We start from the raw sequence: 19,904 nt of genomic DNA, 5'->3' as shown, positions 1-19,904 counted from the left end.
TGGAGAATTCAATGAAAATTGCAGGTAAAATTGAGCTAATCAGAACACCTGGCCGAACCGATAAGTTTGTAAAAAAAACAACTTCCAACTGATTATTTCTTGGCACTTAAAATTACTCAAATCGATGGTGAACCAGTCTCAACCCTAGCAAGCGTTTTTGAAACTTTAAAACCAAGTTTCCCATCAATTAAAGTTGGTGATGAGGAGGCGAGTAATTTGTTTGAGAAATATAAACTGGCTGAGGGAATGACCGATGTGTGCCACCTTTCTCTTGCTTATTTTGGTGATTTTCGTGTAGGACGAGACACTGCTAATGAGCTTGATCAAGAAAAAATTGATATAGCCTATGAAGAATTACATGATAAAGAATTTTCTTTTGAAATTAATACTTGCCCTTTCCAAGTCGTTTCCACTAGTAAAGAATATAAACACATCACTACATCTGCTGACTTAGCATACGCACCAGTTGTTGGAATGGGTAGGGATACTATTCTTAATCTTTTGCCAAGCCAAAGTACCCAAGATGCAATTACGAAAATGCTTGCCTGTGCTTTTGGAGAAGGGTTTAAAATTTGCAACTCTCGGCAAGAAGTAGTACCTTTTCATATAACTATTGCTCAAACTGATAAGTTAAATGCTGTTTTAGCAAAAGCTAACGAGAATTCAGCGGAAATTGAAGAAGTTCATTCATTAATTGTTTAATGATTCGAATTTTCAACCATGCTGTTTTTTTAAGAATATAGTAGCGTTCACGGGGTGTGTAATTTTTAAAAATTATCGTCATTGCGAACAGAGTGTAATAATCAGTGTGGATTTCTGGCGAAGCATGGTTCTGGGTTGCTTCGCCAAGGCTTGAGTGACGGAATTTACATACCTTGTGAATACTCAACTATGAATATCAATATTGTTCCTCATTTTCTGGTTGTCGCCATAATGGGAGATAATCACCTTACTTGTAGCATTGAAGCTTGCTCCGGTTCTAATTCAAAACGTTTTGTTACTTTTCTGGTTTTTTTGATATTTGATAAGGACCATTCCAGATTATGGTAGGGTGAGGACAGCTCTGTTTTATCCTTTGCAGTTTTTCTATTACTGTCTAGAACATTATGCGACAAGTGACAAGGAGGATGCTTTGATTTCTGTGTATATTCCACAGTGTTGCAATTGGAAGGATTTTTTTTATTACTGGTTAAAATCAAAGAGCTTACAGCAATTGTAAGAATGGAAATAGCCACCAATAGACCAATAATTATTCCTACAGGTAGAGTAGGAGCAATAAAAGCTACGCTAGCTGCTGTTCCGGCTGAAAATAAGAAAGGAGTAATGATTATTCCTGCAATAATAGCTATGGCAGCACTAATACCAATACTGCAAAGAATAATATTTCTCCGCATATTTGATTTAGGTGATTCATGTGTATTGTCAATTTTGGGTATCCAATGATCAAACACTTGGCTATTGGGCTCAATAGAAGATTTTTTTAATCGAAATAGTTGTATTTTTTTATTAACTGGAAATTGTAAATCGCTAAATACCCTCTTTTTATTAGATTTAATAGCATTTACAATGATTGCTTCAGTTGGAATAGGGCCTAAATGAGCATACGTCAGAATTTCTTTTTGCCAGGCTTTATCAATTTCTTCTTGATTCTTTTTGTATTCCTTATTGAACTGTACTAATAAACTACTTATCACCTCAAAGTGGACACTATCGAGAATAAAGCGGTCTAAAACTGTAATTTGATTATCGCGCTGGTCAAAATTATCAAAATCACCAAAGAAGTGTCTGATTCGGTTTTCATTATGAGATCCAACAAAATCATAGATTCTTTTATGATTATTAGTAAAAAGACCATTAATTATCTCATCAGATAACTCCTTTTTATCGTATCTTGCTTGAATGCATTCTTTCAGCTTTTTAATACTGGATATTCTGTCTAAAAAAAGCCGTTTATATTCTTTATCAAGCAGTTCCTTATTCGAGAAGATAGTTTTCATTTTGAGAACCCTTCAGGATTGGTATATTCATTATATTTTTTGGTTAGTCACTATTAATAAAAGGACGACTATTATTTGACATTCTATAGCTTGAGCTTGCCTTCTTCCTGCTAACAGAATGTCAATATGCTCTATCTTGATTTATTTTGAGCAGCCCCTGCTAGCATCCCGGGTAAGGCAGTTTGTAACATATTTTTAACTGAATCGACAGGTTGTGTGAGTTTGGCCTTCAATAAATCTCTAAAATCAGGATTAGTAGCGAAATATTTAATTGCTTGCTCAAAACCAGCAAAAACACCTAAATCAAGTTCTCTGGTTTCTACTTGCACTTTTAAGTTTTTAACTCGTTGTAATTGATCCTGATTTGGTTTGATGGTAGATGCCGAAAAAAGGGAAAAGGGTGCTGACACTAAATAATACCCTATAGACAAAGTATTGGATATTATTCCTCCTTGTGTTTCTTCTGTGCTTACTTCTTTTGGCCATGCCGTCATGAATTCCGTAGAACACAAAGGTGCCATTAACTTAATCATGCGTTGAATATCAGGACATAACAGCTTATCCATGTTATCTAATTCAGCAGAATAATTATCTTTACCATTCTTTAAACACCAATTATAAAGCACCTGCATTTCTGTTAATTGTTCATGAAAATCGGTCATACTGAATGACTGAAGAATATAGCCGGTGGCGCCTAAATAAAGGCAGGCAGCAAGGAGATGGTTTGCGAATTCGGGAATTGGTAAAAGCATTCCTACTATCCAAGAGCCGCCCCAAGCTGTTAATGCCGTACTCATTGATTGATAAAGGTACATTTGATTCACGCTTAGCTCAAATTGCTTAATGTATTTCTCCAGGGTTTGCATGTGCTCTTTATTATTCAAATTGAAGGGAGATGATGTTAGAACTCTCAAGGCTTCTTTTCTTTTGACTCTTTCAACTCCGATTTCAGCCATGCCAGCTGCATTTACCTTACCCACAATTCTCTCCTTGAAATAAAAAATTTCATTTTATACTATAAATTTAAAAAATAATGAATTAGATTTTGGCTAAGAGTTCAATTAATTTAACTTAATGAGTGGAGTGATGTGCAGTAGGACTAATTTACTAGATAACGACCAATTGTGTGCCTGCAATGTTTTTCCGCATAGATGCAGCTAATATTCGAGCGTTACACGCTAATAATTCTCATGCTTTTGAGGCCTTGAGGTGTTATCTCAACGATACCAGCTCTCTTGGGGTTTGGAATAAAAATCAAGAGTATCAATATAATTATAAGAATATTAATTATCGTTTCTGCTTCACCCATTCCTTAGTCAGACAGCCCAGAAAATCAGATAAAGAAAAATATAAATTTGAAGTTTTTGATCCCGAACAAAAACCGGTAGGGAAAGGAGGGTATGGTATTGTCTACCCAATTATAGGCAGCATTCGTCTAGAAGCAGATCCTGCTATAAAAAAAAATAAGAAAAATAAACTCGTTAAGATACAGAGTCATACTGAGCTAGATCGAAGTTATGCTGTGGTTCAGGAATATAAAGGTCTTTTACAGGCTGGCCATATTGCCGTTAAACCCCCTGTATTTATTACAGATAAAAGGAATAAATTGAGCTACCTGATTATGGAAAAAGTAGATGGTATTGTTTTAGAGGAAGTTCTGAATCCTGTTAAGCGACTCAATCTGCTTGAAGAGATTCCTGAATTCAATTTTTTTCATCGAATCGAACTCACCTTTGCTATTTTGAAAGCAATTCAGGAACAAATAACAAACAAGCACTTGATTCACAGAGATATTAAGCCTGATAATATTATAGTAGATTTAAACAAGTCGCCTCCTGTAGCCAAGGTCATTGATTTTGGGTTTGTGCTGAGAGAACCTGAACAGGATTACCGCCGCTGTGGAACGAGAGCTTATAGAGCTCCCGAGACTTTTATCGTTAAACCAACCTATTCAACAAAGGCAGATGTTTGGTCGACAGGGCGCCTATTAAGCTATTTATGGGGAGATGAATACAGCAACTATTACATATCTCGGGACAAGACTGTAGATTTTGTAATTAAAAAATCATCCAATGAGTTGCTATTTTCTTATCCAGAATTGGAATTATATTTAACTGAAGAAGATAAAAATAAAATAAGGGTTTGTTTAAGAAAAATGCTACTAGTTGACCCTGATGAACGAGGAACTATTGACGAAGCTATTGAGCAATTCTCTCAAATTAATTTTGAAAAATATAAAAAATTAACACAATCTGCTTTAAATGAAAATGATATTAGATTGAGAAGACAACTCAACTCAATTCATCTGCATTTAATTTCTTTACAAGGAAAAGAAAAAGAGTTGCGCCAAAAAAGCTGCTTCGAGGCAGCTGATGCAATGAACCGGTTAGTGAACAAGCTATCCAACTACACTAATTATCTTGAAAAAAATCCATCTCTTTTTTTAATAAAACGCTATAAGGATTGTTGTACCAGAGAAATTGATTTAGCTAATTCGACATTGAGAAATCATCGCAATACTTTGTGGTTGATAGCTGAATTGTCAACAGCAATTGCCTTGTTAGGTGTTGGATATTTGGTTGCTCTGGGAATAAATTATTGCGCTACCGGTCGTTTAGGTTTGTTTTCCCAAACGAAATCTGAGAAATTGCTAGATGAAGTAACGAACTCAATTTTAGTGATGGGTTAGTTTTTAGAGGGATTTTAGGGCTTCTGCGGGCAGATCATTTATTTGTGCAATTACTGGGACCTTCTTTTTCTTGGCTTTTTTAATATAGTCGAGATTATAGAAATTGGTCTTTGTGCGGTATATTTTTTAAGATTGTTATTAAGAGGAGCATCGCGTCGAAGCAATCTTGGGATCTGGATTGCTTCTTGTTTAACTCTTACCGAATAAAAGTAATCTATTCCTTTTTATGATTTTATGTAGAACAATATTATTGAATTGAAACTGTATGCTATACTTTGGGCATATAAAGAGAGGCTAAGGATATGGCTACAAAAATTTCAGAAATGATTGTTCAAGAAGATATTCCCGCTATTACAATAAATGAAGAGGGAATAATAACCCAGATTAATGAAAGATTTCAGAAGGTATATGGTTGGGAAAAACAAAATCTTATAGGAAACCCTCTTTTCATTATCATACCGGAAGAATTCCATACAGCCCACGATATAGGTTTTTCCCGATTCTTAAAAACAGAGAAGCCCACTTTGCTGGGTAAACCTTTAGCGCTATCTATTCGGCACGCCACCGGTGGGACATTGCCTGCTGAACATACCATTTATGGTGAAAAAAATGAGGGCAAATGGATATTTGGTGCACTAATCAAACCAATGGATTAACAAAATGTCTGAACTAAACAGCCAACAAATAAGTCATCTGCGTAACACCATTACAAAAATGGAGCTTATTTTTAACGCCATTGATGAAGCTGTGATCTGGGTTAACAGAAAAGGCAATATTCAGTGGTGCAATAAGGTTTTTGATGAGCTGATTGGCAAGCCTCATATTACTTTATTAGGTAAAAATATCATTGAGATATTCGATCTTATGAAGATTTATCCATCAGATCCAACTTATGGCAATGAGCAATTATTTAATCTCTATATGGATGGCTGGACAGAGTTTGAGTTTTACCTGGTTGACCAGGAAGAAAAGTTTTTCCGAATCGCTGTTAGGAGTTTTGACCAGGAAGAGGAAGAAAAATCCTATCTTATTATTATTCGTAATATTACAGAACAAAGAAGAGCACAGAAACAACTGGAGCATCTGGCGCATTATGATCTTTTAACCAATTTACCCAACCGCCGTCAATTTGAAACCCATTTTGAGCACGAACTGGCGAGATCACAGCGTCACAATCGTCAGTTTGCTGTTTTATTTATTGATGTTAATAATTTTAAAATAATTAATGATACATATGGACATAAAGTTGGCGATTTATTTTTAATCAGATTAGCTGAGCGGTTAACGAATTCTATTCGGAACGAGGATTTTGCGGCACGAATTGGTGGGGATGAGTTTGTTGTTATTATTTCTGAAATTGAGAACTATCATAGTGCAGAAATAGCTACCCAGAAAATTTATAAAGCATTAAATACGACTTATAGTTTATCTGGAAATAAAATTGCAGGCAGTGTCAGCATAGGCATAGCCTGTGTTCCCAAAGACGGTAAAATAATCGATGACATTATTCGTGTGGCTGATCTGAGAATGTATGAAACAAAGAAAGCTAACAATAATTCTCCCCCCAATACAGATTAGGCTTTATAACTAGCTTGATCTGTTTATAAGTAATCGTTCCGGCGATACAGCGTAAACAGTTGCGTTAATAAGACCATTTAAGTTAGCACACCATATAAATGCAGGTGTTTAAATTAATACCTGCATTTAGTCTATCTTAATTAGAGAAAAAGAGCTATCAGGGATGTAGGTAATACCAAAACCCATGTGAGAGTAGGAGTATACCTAAGATCATTGCTACTATTGAAATAATATAATATCCCCACCCTTTATAGGCCTTTTGCGAGCATTTAACCATAAACTCAGGAAACGCGAGCCATAATATTGATTTAATTAAAATAAGCCATGCGATTATAGTGATCAATATTTCTGATTCAGGTACCCATATATTATGAAGAAGTACCAAAGAAATTCCAATAATCAATCCCATGCTTCCTGCAGTTACAATTGCAGCACTCCCTTCTTTCAGATGAGTGAGTAATTCTCGATAATAGGTGGCTCGTGAAAGCATTATAATCCCCACAATAAGCAAATAAAGTCCTATAGCTTGTCCTAAAAATATGGAGTGTATTGATTCTTGCATAATGTGGCTCCTTGTAATCTTGATCCCTATATTAAGTATAGTATATACAGTTTTTATTTATTAATGGCCTCCACAAGCCCTGACAAGAACGCATGTTGATCGCAATTCGAACACTAATTTCCCATTCATAATCGTCCAGTCACCTTTGTCACCACAGCACATTTAGTCAATAATAGACCATGTAGATTTCTGCTATGTGGCTGTCCTAACCGTTTTGAATAAATAGGGATGACAAGGTTTGATAAAACCAGCTTTGATTCGTTCACACCCACCAAGCCAACCAAGCGTTCAAGTAGCTTCTGATTCGTGGGATAGAAAATCTATCAATCCCCATAAGCCTAGCTTATTCTCGTGTTTTCGAATTCATGATTTCAGAAAATGACTAATAAGAGGGAAAAGTAATACATTGAAGAGACCCATTAAAATCATGACCAAGCCAGCAATAGCTCCTTCGTTATACCCTATTTTATGAGCCTGTGCAGTCCCTGCTGCGTGGGCTCCAGCACCAAAAAGTGCTCCTCTACTGAGTGAGGAATGAAACGACTGGCGTGTTAGTATTATTTCTCCAATAATAGCTCCTAATATTCCTGTAATAATCACAAACACAGCAGTCAGCTCAGGGATGCCACCAATACTGCGCGAGGCTTCAAGCGCAAATGGTGTGCTGATAGAGCGAGGTAATAAGCTTAAGCGTATATTTTCATCAAGGCCACAAGGAACGCTAATGTCCAGCTGGATAATATTGCAGTGATACTTCCTGCAATCACTCCAATCAAAAGTATTTGCCAATGCTGGCGAATGAGCGCGCGTTTCTCATAAATGGGAATGGCGAAGGCTACAGTAACTGGTCCGATCAATAGTACTAGCCATTTAGTTCCACTAAAATAGTCTTGATAACTTACATGTAATAAAAGAACAAGACTAGAAAGAAGTATTGGTGCTAAAGTAAGCGGCATTAGCCACCAAAATGCCCATCGCTCATATAATTTTTTGATAATAAAATACGTGCCTATTGTGATAAATGACCAGAAAAATGCTCGTATCATCGGTTCAGAAAGAATGTGGCTTAGCATGGTCTGTTCTCCAATGATAGCAATAGTCTACAACGATTGCGGTGACTAACATTACAGCGGTGGTACTGATTGAAATAACAAAAAGGATTTTTAGGCCTAAAAGTCCAATAAATTCATGGTGCTCAAGGATTGCAAGTACAGCTGGAATAAAAAAAAGCAGCATATCTGCGAAGAGTAGTTCGGCGCCACGTCTTATATTGTCTAGCTTTAAGCGTTTGGTTGCTAAAAGTAGTAATACAATCCCTAAGCCAAAGATTCCGCCGGATATTGGTAATCTAGCCAGGTTAACTAATATTTCACTAGCTAACCAAAATAGACAAACTAAACCAGCTTGGAGCAGTGAGCTTTGTTGAAGTTTTATTGCCATATATCTGGTCACGATGATTATTAATTCTTCAATTAAGTTTACACCTTCATTCAAGATGAATAAAATGAATTTATTGACTAATAATCTTTCCAATATGGAATAATTATGGAATTTAAATTGCTTAATACTTTCGTTGAAGTTGTACGACAAGGTAGTTTTTCCAAAGCAGCTGAAACTCTTTTTTCTACACAGTCCACTGTGAGTAAAGCAATAAAGCAGCTTGAGGAGGAGCTAGGTGTCCCTCTAATTGAGCGGTTTAAAAAGCGTAATATACCGACGATAGCGGGCGAAATTATTTATCGTCGAGGTATTAAATTGCTTGCTGAGCGAGAAGATCTTCTTAAAGAACTTGATGAAATCCGCGGCTTGAAGCAAGGACGACTACGTTTGGGTATTTCTCCAGTGGGAAGTAGCACTCTGTTTGCCCCACTGTTTGTTCGTTATAATCAACGCTATCCAGGTATTGAAGTGGAGCTTATTGAACATGGAAGTGACAAGCTTGCAGAATGTTTGCGATCAGGAGATATTGATTTCGCAGGAACTTTACTACCCATTACGGAAGAATTTGATTGCGAACTAGTCCGCTCGGAACCTTTAGTCGCACTATTGGCATCTAACCATTCACTAGCAGCCAGGAGTTCAATTTCTTTACAAGATATCAAAGAGATACCTTTCATCCTTTTTGGCAGTGGTTTTGCTTTACATCGAATGATACTGGATGCTTGTCATCGGGCTGGTTTTGAGCCCAAGATAGTTGCTCAAAGTAGTCAGATTGATTTTATGTTGGAACTTGTTTCAGCAGGGCTTGGTGTTACTTTCTTGCCACGAATGGTTGCTACTCAAAGACAAAGTACTCAAATCCATTCGATTTTACTTGATGAAAGCGAGCTACAGTGGAATATGGCTATGACTTGGCGTAAAAATTCCTATCTTTCCGAGGCGGCGAAGGCATGGTTAGCTTTGGTACGTGAAGTACATGCAAAAGCAGTATAAATAAATCTCCATATTAATTATATGAGAGGCAAGGATATGTTATGAGCAGGAGGAGGGAGGAGCAACCTGTTCACTTATAAAAAATTCTCTTAGATACCCTGGCAGGTATTCAGTAAAATCTTTAGTAAATTGAGCTATTTCTTTGGGATTAGTGGCTAGCTTTTCTTTTAGGAAACTGATAATAACAGCTTGTTCTTCTCCTTCAACAGAAAGAATTTTACCAATTAATTCTTTTTCTTTTGGCGTCACTTTTGGAAAGTCTCGGAAAAATCGATAAGAAGGAATAGAGGGAAATCGTATGGAAAAAAGTGAGTTTAAAACCAGCTCATTTATTTTTGTATGATAAGCTTTGACAGTTGGATGATCTGTAAAAAATAATTCTTTTGTTAACATGCGTATAGCATCTGGGTGATGTAATAGCATTTCCACTAATTTAGGGCGATGTTTTGAGAGTTTGAAAAAAAGACTAGGTTTGTCAGGATCAAACGCAGCACCTTCATCCAAGCTTTTATAGCAAGGAGTAGTGAATAGTAATTTTAACATTTGTTGCCAAACACGCTTATCCATTTCATGTTCTAGAAATTCAAGCCAATATTTGTCTAATTCATCGCCACTTTGGCGGCAAATAGCACCACAGCGCATGATTTCACTTAAGGCATTTAACTTTTCTTCTGGCGTAAATTGGGCAATATCCGTTATTTCTAAAATCCTTAAGCAGCTATATAAACTGAGCATTGTCTCTTGCAATTGTTCCTCCTGCTCAGTAGCTTTTGCGTAAGTATTGGCAGTTTGATTTTTCAAGATAGGAGTACCATATATATCATAGATGTCTTCTTCAGATAGAGCTAAATTATGTAAATATTCAATAATATAGCTGGCAGGTAGAGAGATGGGGAGTTCGGGGTGTTGTGTTTTCAAATTGAAGTAGAACCAAACTTTTTTAATAGGGTTCATTTTGATTAAGGAATCTATATGAGAATCAAAATAGGCTAACATTTTATTTTTTTTCTCAATGGTTTTAGCCTGATTTAAGTAAAAAAACAAATGATCGCCGAGACTTTTTTGGGTTAACACATATCTTTGTTCATCTGGTTTTTCCACATTGGCGTAGTATTCCATGTTGTGTTTTAAATGATCAATGAATTGTGTAAAACGTTCCAAAGGATTGCTTTGTAAAAAATTATCGAGAAAATTAGGGAAGAGGACGGATAAATTTTTGCTCTTTTCAAAATCTTTTTGTAGAGCTTGGACTTCAGCAAGTAAATTATCTTTATTCTTTTTATAGAATTCAACTAAAGCTTGAACAGGTACACCCTTCTTGCCGGCTATTTCAAACCATTCTTCCAATGTTTTATATTTTTGAGAGGCTGCCCTCAAAGCGTCGTAAAATTTTCTTTTCCAAGGCATAGTTTGATAAAATGCTATCTTTGATAAAGACAATGCCTCCGAAAAGCTCTGATCGCCGGTTAGTAGATTAACGGGCTCTGAAGCTTCCACCAGTGCTCTCATTGAGTCTTTATGTAATGGAAAAGGATTAATAATTCGAATTAGTTTATCAGACTTGTCTTTTTGATTTTCAAAATCTTCTTGAGATATTTCGCTTACAGCTAAGTTATCACCTTTACGCTGATACATTAGATAAAGAGGAGAATGAGGTCCTGTGGGTAAATAAGATATTAGAATATGATTGAAAGTTTCTAAATCTTTAATAAACTCATCGCTAAGCAAAATATTTGCTTTGCTTTCTGAGTTGCCTTCAGGAGTATCTCTAGGTTGCAAGGGAAGAATAATATCTATTTCCCGTTTAGAGGAGCTATTAATTGCGAAAGCTATGTACTTGATCGGTGTGGCTCCTGTATAAGATTTAAAGAGTTTATTAAAATATCCAAAGTACAACTCCTTGCTTTCTGAGAGCAAATCACCAGGCAGTTTTGCATAATCTTCTGGATGGATTTTTGCCGGTTCGCTAAATTTTTCAATATAAATACCCAAATTACCTTCACCAATACCAGTGCTAAGGAAAAAAGTTCCTGGAATTATCGGAATATACTTTCTTTGTGAGAGTTGAAATCGCATATCATAATCGTATTCAGCGATTGATATTACTGGTTTCATGGAATCAGAAAGCAGTTCGGCTACATTTTCTACAATAAAATGTGGAGTCGGGTAGCTAATAATTAGCTCTGCCTCACTAATTATTTCTTTCAGCCTAGTCATACCTTCCGAGGTATCAATTCCGTTAATAAGTTCATATGACATACCTTGCGCAAACAGATTTCTGACTGGCTCTTCATCAGATTTTTTAACATTCACCACAACCTTAATAACTAAATTCCTATAATATCCAGCGAATTTCTCCATTAAAATTTGCTGCAATTTAGCAGCCGCACTGGGATCACCTAACGTTTTTTGTGGTGCGTGGGTAAGAATAATAATATCTGGCATTCTGTTATTAAATAATTTAGTTTGCTCGTTTTTTAAGTGTAGCAAATTATTTTACTTTGAATAGCTTCTTGCGAAACTCTCTGCCTTGAGAGAAGTGCGAGGAGAAATGGAGCATAGAAACTCAGCATAACGTTAGTACATGAAGATTCGAGCACCGTATCGAGAAAGCAATTCTTCATGGCAAGCATAGTTCTTCTCGCCTGAACTACCGCTCTCTCAATGCCGACTGCTTTGCTTTAATAATAGGTTTTAGAATATATTGAAGCACTGTTTTTTGACCTGTAAGAATATCAACTGTCGCTTGCATGCCAGGAATAATTGGTAAAGGTTTCTTCTCTGTTCCTAAATGGTTTTTGTCTGTCCGTACTTTCACGATATAATAACTCTCTTCTTCTCCCTTTCTATTTTTTTCTTCATCCACAATCGCATCAGCACTAATTTGTTCTACTACACCATCCAACCCTCCATAGATAGAAAAGTCATAAGCTGTAATTTTAACCATCGCTTTTTGTCCAGGATGAATAAATCCAATATCGGCAGGGCGTATTTTTGCTTCAATCAATAAGGTATCATCAAGTGGTACAATTTCCATCAAATCACTACCAGGTTGAACTACTCCACCAATCGTTTTATCTTAATTTGTTTTACGATGCCGTAAACAGGTGAACGAACAGTTGTCCGTGTCAATCGATCTTTATCAGCTTTATTTGCTTCAATTAATGCAAACATTTCGCCTCTTGCTTTATTTAACCTATCTAATTCTTCTGACTTGAATTTATCGATGTTGCCTTTAATTTCACTTACAGTTCTTTCCAGACGAATGACCTCCACTTCTGAAACAGATCCTCCTTTTAATAGAGGGCGAGTTAAATCGAGTTCTTTTTGTGCTAATTTTAAAGAGGTTTCTAATTGATTTAATTCTCTCAATCGGGATTCATAGAGCGATACTTGATCTTGTACTAAGTTAGGGTAGGCTGTGGAAAGTTTTTCTGGGAACACTGGTTTTGTTCCACTAATTTGCGCATTGAGTCGTATAATTTCAATTTCTAGTGCATCTATTTTTTTCTCTGCCTCCCCATAGCTCGACATGAAACGGGTGTTATCAATTTGCATTAAAATTTGATCTTTTTTAACTATTTCTCCTTCTTTGACAAAAATTTTCTGAACAATACCACCTTCAAGATTCTGTATAACTTGTACTTCGCTAGAAGGAATTACTTTTCCTTCTCCGGTGGTGACTTCATCCAGGGTTGCATAATTAGCCCAGATAATTGCAATAATAATAAAGAGTAAAGAAGTCCATAAAATCACATGGGCAAAAAACTTGGAACTATGGGTTTTTTTCATACTATGGTTTCCTCACTGCTACCCCAGTTCTAAGGGCATTTAAAACGGCTTCTTTGTTACCATCAGCAATTACTTTACCGTTTTCTAAAACAATAATGCGATTTACTAACTCAAGCATTGAAATTTTATGGGTTACTAAAATTAAAGTATGATCATTAGATAAATATTCGTTAAGACGTTTTTTAATTTGTTTTTCATTATTATCATCCATCGCTGAAGTTGGTTCATCTAATAAAAGAATGTTAGGACTCATTATTAAGGCACGTGCAAGTGCCACAGATTGTCTTTGACCTCCCGACAATTCAGCACCTTTTTCACCTACTTGCCGATCGAATCCTTTGGGATGATTATTAGTGAAATTCGTTACTCCAGCTATTTCAGCCGCTTTCAAGAGAGTAGAATCATTTACAAATGGTGCACCAACACAAATATTATCGCGTATACTGCCATAAAATAATACAACATCCTGAGGAACATAGCCTATTTGTTGCCGTAAATCATCAGGATTAATTTGCTTATAATCAGTACCATCTAATAGAATAGTTCCCTCTGTCGGTAGGTATAGTTTTAATATTAGCTTACCCAAAGTCGATTTCCCAGAGCCGACTCGTCCTATAATAGCTACTCGTTCACCTACATTAATTTTAAAATTAAGATTTTGCAATACGTTAATTTCCTCATCCATGTAATGGAAGGAAACTTGCTTAAACTCCACTTCGCCCTTTAAAGCAGGTCTGTGAAGATAGCGCACATCTTCTGTTATATCTGTTTCGAGTTGCATCACTTTATTCAATGAATTCAAAGCGTTCACTGATTGAAAATAGCGGGTAAATAATGTGGATACTTGTGCCATAGGAGCCAATGCTCTTCCAGTTAATATCGTGCAAGCGATTAATCCCCCTGTAGTTAATTCACCCTCCGAAATCATATAGACCCCAGCAATGACCATAGCAATAGTAGCAAGTTGCTGAGCCAAATTAGTTATACTAATGCTTGTATTGGCAACAAAATGTAATTGCATTGAGTTCTTTGATGCTTCGTTTATTATCCTTTCCCATCGTGATTGCAGCACTGATTCCGCACCTGTTGTTTTAACGGTTTCTATCGTAGCTAAGGACTCAAACAAGGTTGCCTGTTTTTCAGCAGAATATTGATAGGATTTTCTGGTGAGTTGAATCAGAGGCCATTGTAAAAGAAGTCCAATTAAAAAAATGACAGGAAGCACTAAAAAGGGTATCCAAAATAGACTTCCACCAATCAAGTAAACAACAAAGAGAAAAATAAATACAAAAGGAAGATCAACAAGAACTGTCATAGTAGTGGATGTGATGAAATCTCTAAATATTTCGAATGACTGCACAGTATTAGCCAAAGAACCCACAGAGCGGGGTCTTGTTGTCATGCTTAAACCAAGTACTTGCTGAAATATAGCGGCTGAAAGTTCTTTGTCACTGTGTTTATTTGCTACATCAATAAAATAAGAACGTAAGCTTTTAAGCAGCATATCAAAGACAAATACCAAAACAACACCGCTCGCTAACACCCACATTGTTTCAATAGCATGATTTGGAACGACACGGTCATACACATTCATAGTAAATAATGGAATGACCAATGCAAAAATATTAACAAGAAGTGATGCTACTAAAACTTCCGAGTACAGGGGCCATGATTTAATAATAACTTTCCAAAACCAATTTTTTTGTTCTTTAGCAAGTGTTTCTTGAGATCTGGTGGTATGTTTAAATTGTTGTTCAACAAATATAACCTGCTCACTCAATTCATTAATAATTTGACTTATGTCAATCTGTACGTCAGGTTGCTTTGGATCAAGGATTATCCTTTTTCCATCATCATCGTGAATAAGAAGCACGGCTTCATTATTTTTTTTGATTAATACCACTGGTATATTAGCATCATCGATTTGTTCTAATTTTAATGTTCTTACCTCAGCATCTAAAGAAGCTCTGGCTGCAGCTCGGGGAAATATATCGATACTTAACTGATTATTAACCAGAGGCAACCGTGCGATAAGCGAAGGAGGGGAGAAAGGATTTTGGTAGTATCTCGTTAATAAAACTAAACATGCCAAAAGCGAGTCATTTTTAGCTACTTCACTCAAATCAATATGAGACCATGATCTTGTTCGTAGGGTAGTCATATATTTTTAATTTTTCTTATCGTTTTGTTTTAAGTATATCCAAGATACTTCAAAATGCTAGGCTTAAAGTATCCTTGGATATATTTAAATAAAAAATATTAGACTTCTTTCAACACTCTACTGTTATGGAGAATTGCTTTGTCGATATGGTGCTCGAATTTCATGTACTAACGTGTACACGACGGATCCGAGCTCTGATTCTTCTAGCACCCTATCTATGGCAGCGAGCTTTGATAAAATTCTGTTACATTAAACTGTAAATTTGGATTTTTTAAATGGTTTGAGAGACTCAGTTATTTGTTTGTAAAGTTCAGGCAACCACCGCGGCTGAGCAAATGATGAAGTGGATGGTTTTTGGTGTCTTAAATCATTAGGAGCAATGATAACTTGAATGTTTTTCAGGCCTACTCTTCTAGCTAAAACAAATAATTGGTCGATAGCAAGATCGCCTACAGCCAAGCAACCTACGGATAAATTTTTTCCATGTATAAAAATATTATTACCTAAATCTTTTCTACCGTCCATATAACCTTTTTGTCGATCAAAACTGTTAGGGTAGTTGATCATCATTGACAAGTGCATGCTGCTAAAAGGATTGAAATTAACTAGTTTATAGATACCCTCAGGGATTTGCTTATCATTTTCGCGTAATTTGGGACCTAAACGCCCACTAAAACCAGTTAATGGGTAATCATGTATATGTGTCCATGACTCGTTTGGATTTTTTGCCCATAACTCCACTTTCCTTTCTGCTTTAAAAGCCAATAAGGCAATTTCTTTGGGAGGGTAGGAAACCCCTGCCTTTGAGAAATAGGAAATCAATTGTGGCTCTACTCTAAGGCCATAGCGTTTTATGGCCTTATCCACAGCATTATCCCAATTAAGTTTAGGAGCCATTGCAAATAAATTAAAACAATAAAGCATAAACAATATTGTAATAAGACGTTTCATATACGTACTAAACTGGTAATTTCTACACATAGTATCAAATAATAAACTCTAGAACAATTTGCTAAAATACAGATAATTGCCGATTTAACTCTTTTTCTGTTGCAACAATAACATTTGTTTTTTACTAGGCACTGATAATTGAGAGGCAATGAAATCTGGCTTATAGATAAACGGCCAATTGAGGCATCAGGCCATAATAATTGGGGCAAAGATAATACACTGCGCCATCTATTCCCACTTTATAGAATATATATCTGTAATTACAGTAATCAGGTTTGTCTAGAAGAGCGACCTGCATTACTGGTGTACCTCTCAATCTATTTTCAATAAAATAGGCATTTACCCATAGATTAATAATTACTAATAAACTTCCTATAACAATAAATGCCTGGAATAGGCTGCTTACAAATTTAAATACCATGTTATCCTTACTGAGATGCCATAGAACATAGCTTAAGGACAAACATAAAATAAATAAATTGACTGTATATATTGCTGCATTCGGGTAATTAAAATAACTCCCAAGAATCTCGCCTCCAGAAGTTTGGTAGTGAATTACTAGCGAAATAAGGCTTATCCATAATGCAGAAATAACATAATAAATTGCCTTTCGCTTTATTCCAATAATTAAAAGAACTAAAGCAATTAATGGAAAGAGACAGTGAATAACTTTAGCCAAGATATACATTGATTCTATCCCTGTTATTTAATAATTTATAGGTTATAAAAATGTATATATAGTTATATCAGTAATTTATCTGTGTTACTAGCCGAGCTGATGATAAATAAATTAGAGGAGGGAGTAATTATTTATTTTTTATCAGCAGAATGAATGGAGATGTTGGAAAAGCAGTAGTTTTTATCAAATAATTAGGTAACTTGATTCGTCTAAGCGAAAAATCATTAAGCGCAGGGATCAAATAAGACAATGGATTTAAAACTGGTAAAGAATAAGTACCAGCTTTCTGATGCTGTTTTAAGTTGAATATATTCTGATGAACAGAACCAATCCATAAAGTATTTTTTGAATCGGATATTTGATAATTGGATTCCCAAACAAGCAAATCTAAAACCAAATTAGATTGTTTATCCTGATAAGTCATAATCAATCCAGGTCTTTTATTTTCAAACAACTGCGTTAATAAAGGGAGTTTTACATTATTTGGTGCGTTATTAATTCGCATTAGTAGTCTGGTAAAAAACGTTTTATCGCTGTGTTCCTGCCATCCAGATTCCTCCAGTTTACTTTTTAATAAGCCTAAATCGCCAACGTATTGGATGTTCAATAGACTAATTCGCTTTCCAATCCTACTTAATCTGTATAAAGGTAAAATGGGTTCTTGTTGTTCCCACCAATGCTTTTCAGCTAAGGTCAATTTTTTTTGATGGAATAAATGGGCTTGGGTCAGTTCTTTAAAGTTTATCGCAGTCGAAATGACAGAAATAAAAGCAATAACAGCAAATAATGACGCCAGCATCGCGAGTGGATGGCCAATCTTTGCAAGTGTATCACTTGATTTTCTATATATTATGCAATGAATCAAACAAACTTCCGTTCCTAACAAATAAGCCGCCAGGATATCTGAAAACCAAAAATCACCTAAATAGACATTAGCAAATCCACTTAACCCTAACACAATTAATATAATTGTCTTAAAACTGCTCGTTATTAAAGAATATTTGCTATGTATATAGAACAAGATAAAGCCATAAATGGCAGTGGCAATTGAGATGTTAATAGAGGGGAAAGAGCTTTTTGGGAAAATAACAAATAATTCTTCAGGCCTAGGACTATTAATTAATTTTGTCAACAATAAAGCTATCAGACCACTGAACAACATTATACTAGTTAAGTAAATAATGGCTCTGTAATTTTTATGATAAACAAACCAGAGACAAGAGGTGAACAGGAGGCCAATTAAGGTTAATAGACTTGTTAATTGCGAACAGGCAATAAAAAAGGCTTCTAACAAAGAACTATGGAAGCTTTGCATGAAAAAATATATTGGAACATTAATATAATTAAGTAATTCATCCTGAATCGTTAACACCATAAGAATTAAAAAACATGCGAAAGTGACCAGGCTAGCAAAAAATAAGCCCACAGTAGGGTAATGATTTTCCTCGTGGGAGGGGGTAATGAGAAAATATAACTTAGATAACCAGGGCCTATCTTTGATTTTTAACCAAGTACAGTGTAAATTTTTTTTCAAAAAAATATTTAATTTAATAAAAAGCCATTTGAGAGTTAGGCTTGACAGCCAAATAATAGCAAGAACGACTAAAATCAATATAAATAACTTTGTAGCCCCTTCTGCTGATAACTCATGTCCAGCGGCACCAATTAATACCCCAGGCATTACATATAAAATAGACCAGCCTATTGCAGAAATTATGTTTGCAACTAGAAATCTCCATTGTTTCATATGCATTATTCCAGCGATGACTGGAATAATTGAACGTAACGGACCAATAAATCGACCAATTAAGACACTTTTCCCACCATGGCTTGCAAAAAACTCTTTGCCATATTTCAATAAACCCGGATATTTGTTAAAAGGCCAAATTTCTATTAAGCGATCACTATAGAAATATCCTAAAAAATAACTCAGACTATCACCACAAATAGCACCTAAAGTAGCGGAAATCAGGGTCAAGTCAATCCGTAAGATTCCGGAACCAGCTAGTATGCCTATCGCTGTCATAGTGACAGAGCCAGGTATGATACTCCCAATAACCGCTAACGACTCACTTAAAGCAATGAGGAAAGTTATGAATAATGACCAATGTGGGTTTGCTTGCAGCCAGCTAGTAAGTGGTTGTACATAATCTGCTAACAAATTCATAATGTCCTATTATTTATTTAAATTGACTCAAAAAATAGTGTACAAAATGCTGACTTACTTCCTCTAGCTTAATATTAGGATGAAAATGGCTTATCTGTGTCATTTCCATTTTAGTAAAACCACAAGGGTTGATACCTAAAAAAGGGCTTAAGTCCATGTCTACATTTAATGCTATCCCATGATAGGTACATCCATTTTTAACCTAAGCCTATGGATGCAATTTTTTTCTCACCAATATATACTCCAGGTGCACCATTCTGTATGTTTGCTTTAATTTTATAATGCTCCAGAACAGAAATTAACACTTGTTCTAATCTTGCTACTAATGTTCTTATGCCTAAATTTCTTCTACGTATATCCATTAAGACATAGGCTACTAATTGACCCGGTCCATGATAGGTGACTTGCCCCCCACGATCAGATTGTACAACCTTAATGGACTTACTGTTGAGAATATGTTCTGGTTTTCCTGCTTGGCCTTGGGTATACACAGGATAATGTTCTAACAGCCATAGCTCATCACAAGTATTACTATCGCGGTTTTCAGTAAATTCCTTCATCCGTTTCCATACTTCAGTGTATTCTTGTATGCCTAAACTATGAATTATCATCATAAAACCATTTTAACGTCAGGATGCCGAGTCAATTCTTGGTACAATGCATCTAGTACTGCTTGATTTTCTGCATATACTGTAACGGTGATAGCTAAGTAATTGTTTTTTTGACTCATTTTATGAGTTAAATGTTCATTTTCAAAAGCAGGAAAATGACTAATAACAATTTGTTTGATTTCATCTATAAATAATTCTGAATTAGCCCCAATAATTTTTATAGGAAAATGACAAGGGAATTCAATTAAGGTAGTTTTTGTCATAATTCAACTTATTAATTGCTG

17 protein-coding genes and 2 pseudogenes are annotated in these 19,904 nt (G+C 35.5%); 5 read left to right on the top strand and 14 right to left on the bottom strand.

From position 1 onward, the window contains the following. Positions 1-99: 99 nt before the first annotated feature. Positions 100-702 carry a hypothetical protein gene (locus OK13_RS00140; RefSeq protein WP_241480295.1) on the top strand — a complete coding sequence of 201 codons (603 nt, stop codon included), beginning with the start codon at positions 100-102 and terminating at the stop codon, positions 700-702. A gap of 242 nt (positions 703-944) precedes the next feature. Here the strand turns inward: OK13_RS00140 and OK13_RS00135 are convergent, their stop codons facing one another. Both OK13_RS00135 and OK13_RS00130 read right to left on the bottom strand, forming a co-directional pair. Further along, positions 945-1,997 carry a hypothetical protein gene (locus OK13_RS00135; RefSeq protein ID WP_052117500.1) on the bottom strand — a complete coding sequence of 351 codons (1,053 nt, stop codon included), beginning with the start codon at positions 1,995-1,997 and terminating at the stop codon, positions 945-947. A gap of 131 nt (positions 1,998-2,128) precedes the next feature. Beyond that, entirely contained in the window at positions 2,129-2,977 is an 849-nt protein-coding gene (locus tag OK13_RS00130) for a hypothetical protein (RefSeq protein WP_035886125.1), read from the bottom strand. A 155-nt stretch (positions 2,978-3,132) separates the two neighbouring features. Here OK13_RS00130 and legK1 point away from each other — a divergent pair, with 155 nt between their 5' ends. The 3 genes from legK1 (at position 3,133) to OK13_RS00115 (ending at position 6,264) form a co-directional block, all read left to right on the top strand. Next, positions 3,133-4,686, top strand: a complete 1,554-nt coding sequence (gene legK1 / locus OK13_RS00125) for a Dot/Icm T4SS effector kinase LegK1 (RefSeq protein WP_277619239.1) — start codon at positions 3,133-3,135, stop codon at positions 4,684-4,686. 302 nt (positions 4,687-4,988) lie between these two features. Beyond that, a complete protein-coding gene (locus tag OK13_RS00120) occupies positions 4,989-5,342 on the top strand; it encodes a PAS domain-containing protein (protein WP_035886114.1) in 354 nt (117 codons plus the stop codon). A gap of 4 nt (positions 5,343-5,346) precedes the next feature. Further along, entirely contained in the window at positions 5,347-6,264 is a 918-nt protein-coding gene (locus OK13_RS00115; protein WP_052117499.1) for a sensor domain-containing diguanylate cyclase, read from the top strand. Between the two features lie 157 nt (positions 6,265-6,421). Here the strand turns inward: OK13_RS00115 and OK13_RS00110 are convergent, their stop codons facing one another. The 3 genes and pseudogenes from OK13_RS00110 to OK13_RS00100 all read right to left on the bottom strand — a co-directional run bounded on the left by OK13_RS00110 (position 6,422) and on the right by OK13_RS00100 (position 8,266). Then, a complete protein-coding gene (locus OK13_RS00110) occupies positions 6,422-6,826 on the bottom strand; it encodes a hypothetical protein (RefSeq protein WP_035886107.1) in 405 nt (134 codons plus the stop codon). A 363-nt stretch (positions 6,827-7,189) separates the two neighbouring features. Then, positions 7,190-7,899, bottom strand: a pseudogene (locus OK13_RS00105) (LrgB family protein). Next, positions 7,877-8,266, bottom strand: a complete 390-nt coding sequence (locus OK13_RS00100) for a CidA/LrgA family protein (protein WP_035886383.1) — start codon at positions 8,264-8,266, stop codon at positions 7,877-7,879. The pseudogene OK13_RS00105 and the gene OK13_RS00100 overlap by 23 nt, the downstream one beginning before the upstream one ends. A 105-nt stretch (positions 8,267-8,371) precedes the next feature. Between OK13_RS00100 and OK13_RS00095 the strand changes: the two genes are divergently transcribed. Continuing rightward, entirely contained in the window at positions 8,372-9,259 is an 888-nt protein-coding gene (locus OK13_RS00095) for a LysR family transcriptional regulator (protein WP_035886104.1), read from the top strand. A 39-nt stretch (positions 9,260-9,298) separates the two neighbouring features. On the opposite strand, the gene OK13_RS00090 is transcribed toward OK13_RS00095, so the two are convergent. The 9 genes and pseudogenes from OK13_RS00090 to OK13_RS00055 form a co-directional block, all read right to left on the bottom strand. Beyond that, complete coding sequence (locus tag OK13_RS00090; RefSeq protein ID WP_152571503.1) at positions 9,299-11,749, bottom strand: hypothetical protein; 2,451 nt, start codon at positions 11,747-11,749, stop codon at positions 9,299-9,301. 160 nt (positions 11,750-11,909) lie between these two features. Beyond that, on the bottom strand, positions 11,910-12,296 hold the full coding sequence (locus tag OK13_RS14910) for a beta-barrel domain-containing protein (RefSeq protein ID WP_241480293.1): 387 nt from the start codon (positions 12,294-12,296) through the stop codon (positions 11,910-11,912). A gap of 20 nt (positions 12,297-12,316) precedes the next feature. Next, positions 12,317-13,051: a putative HlyD family type I secretion protein gene (locus OK13_RS14905; protein WP_241480290.1), complete on the bottom strand. Its 735-nt coding sequence runs from the start codon at positions 13,049-13,051 to the stop codon at positions 12,317-12,319. Between the two features lies 1 nt (position 13,052). Further along, positions 13,053-15,212, bottom strand: a complete 2,160-nt coding sequence (locus OK13_RS00080) for a type I secretion system permease/ATPase (RefSeq protein ID WP_035886095.1) — start codon at positions 15,210-15,212, stop codon at positions 13,053-13,055. Positions 15,213-15,461: 249 nt separating this feature from the next. After that, positions 15,462-16,163: a L,D-transpeptidase family protein gene (locus OK13_RS00075; protein WP_173402489.1), complete on the bottom strand. Its 702-nt coding sequence runs from the start codon at positions 16,161-16,163 to the stop codon at positions 15,462-15,464. 160 nt (positions 16,164-16,323) lie between these two features. Continuing rightward, positions 16,324-16,851 carry a type I secretion system protein LssZ gene (locus OK13_RS00070; RefSeq protein WP_420911412.1) on the bottom strand — a complete coding sequence of 176 codons (528 nt, stop codon included), beginning with the start codon at positions 16,849-16,851 and terminating at the stop codon, positions 16,324-16,326. A 118-nt stretch (positions 16,852-16,969) separates the two neighbouring features. Further along, a complete protein-coding gene (locus tag OK13_RS00065; RefSeq protein ID WP_035886094.1) occupies positions 16,970-19,009 on the bottom strand; it encodes a bifunctional DedA family/phosphatase PAP2 family protein in 2,040 nt (679 codons plus the stop codon). 13 nt (positions 19,010-19,022) lie between these two features. Beyond that, positions 19,023-19,620 (bottom strand): annotated as a pseudogene (lipB, locus tag OK13_RS00060) (lipoyl(octanoyl) transferase LipB). Continuing rightward, the gene (locus tag OK13_RS00055; RefSeq protein WP_035886093.1) at positions 19,620-19,883 is read right to left on the bottom strand and encodes an HP0495 family protein; all 264 of its coding nucleotides are present in this window, start codon (positions 19,881-19,883) and stop codon (positions 19,620-19,622) included. The pseudogene lipB and the gene OK13_RS00055 overlap by 1 nt, the downstream one beginning before the upstream one ends. Between the last annotated feature and the right edge of the window lie 21 nt (positions 19,884-19,904).

Source organism: Legionella norrlandica (assembly GCF_000770585.1).
Classification (GTDB): Bacteria; Pseudomonadota; Gammaproteobacteria; order Legionellales; family Legionellaceae; genus Legionella; species Legionella norrlandica.
The sequence above is the reverse complement of the archived record's forward strand: the minus strand, read 5'-3'. Positions and strand labels throughout refer to the sequence as shown.

Bases quoted from the DNA above. Each gene is read 5' to 3' on its own strand.
- OK13_RS00110 (WP_035886107.1), bottom strand. From the start codon at position 6,826: ATGCAAGAATCAATACACTCCATATTTTTAGGACAAGCTATAGGACTT.
- OK13_RS00135 (WP_052117500.1), bottom strand. From the start codon at position 1,997: ATGAAAACTATCTTCTCGAATAAGGAACTGCTTGATAAAGAATATAAA.
- legK1 (WP_277619239.1), top strand. From the start codon at position 3,133: ATGTTTTTCCGCATAGATGCAGCTAATATTCGAGCGTTACACGCTAAT.
- OK13_RS14905 (WP_241480290.1), bottom strand. From the start codon at position 13,051: ATGAAAAAAACCCATAGTTCCAAGTTTTTTGCCCATGTGATTTTATGG.
- OK13_RS00115 (WP_052117499.1), top strand. From the start codon at position 5,347: ATGTCTGAACTAAACAGCCAACAAATAAGTCATCTGCGTAACACCATT.
- OK13_RS00065 (WP_035886094.1), bottom strand. From the start codon at position 19,009: ATGAATTTGTTAGCAGATTATGTACAACCACTTACTAGCTGGCTGCAA.
- OK13_RS00095 (WP_035886104.1), top strand. From the start codon at position 8,372: ATGGAATTTAAATTGCTTAATACTTTCGTTGAAGTTGTACGACAAGGT.
- OK13_RS00100 (WP_035886383.1), bottom strand. From the start codon at position 8,266: ATGGCAATAAAACTTCAACAAAGCTCACTGCTCCAAGCTGGTTTAGTT.
- OK13_RS14910 (WP_241480293.1), bottom strand. From the start codon at position 12,296: ATGGAAATTGTACCACTTGATGATACCTTATTGATTGAAGCAAAAATA.
- OK13_RS00080 (WP_035886095.1), bottom strand. From the start codon at position 15,212: ATGACTACCCTACGAACAAGATCATGGTCTCATATTGATTTGAGTGAA.
- OK13_RS00055 (WP_035886093.1), bottom strand. From the start codon at position 19,883: ATGACAAAAACTACCTTAATTGAATTCCCTTGTCATTTTCCTATAAAA.
- OK13_RS00070 (WP_420911412.1), bottom strand. From the start codon at position 16,851: ATGTATATCTTGGCTAAAGTTATTCACTGTCTCTTTCCATTAATTGCT.
- OK13_RS00075 (WP_173402489.1), bottom strand. From the start codon at position 16,163: ATGAAACGTCTTATTACAATATTGTTTATGCTTTATTGTTTTAATTTA.
- OK13_RS00120 (WP_035886114.1), top strand. From the start codon at position 4,989: ATGGCTACAAAAATTTCAGAAATGATTGTTCAAGAAGATATTCCCGCT.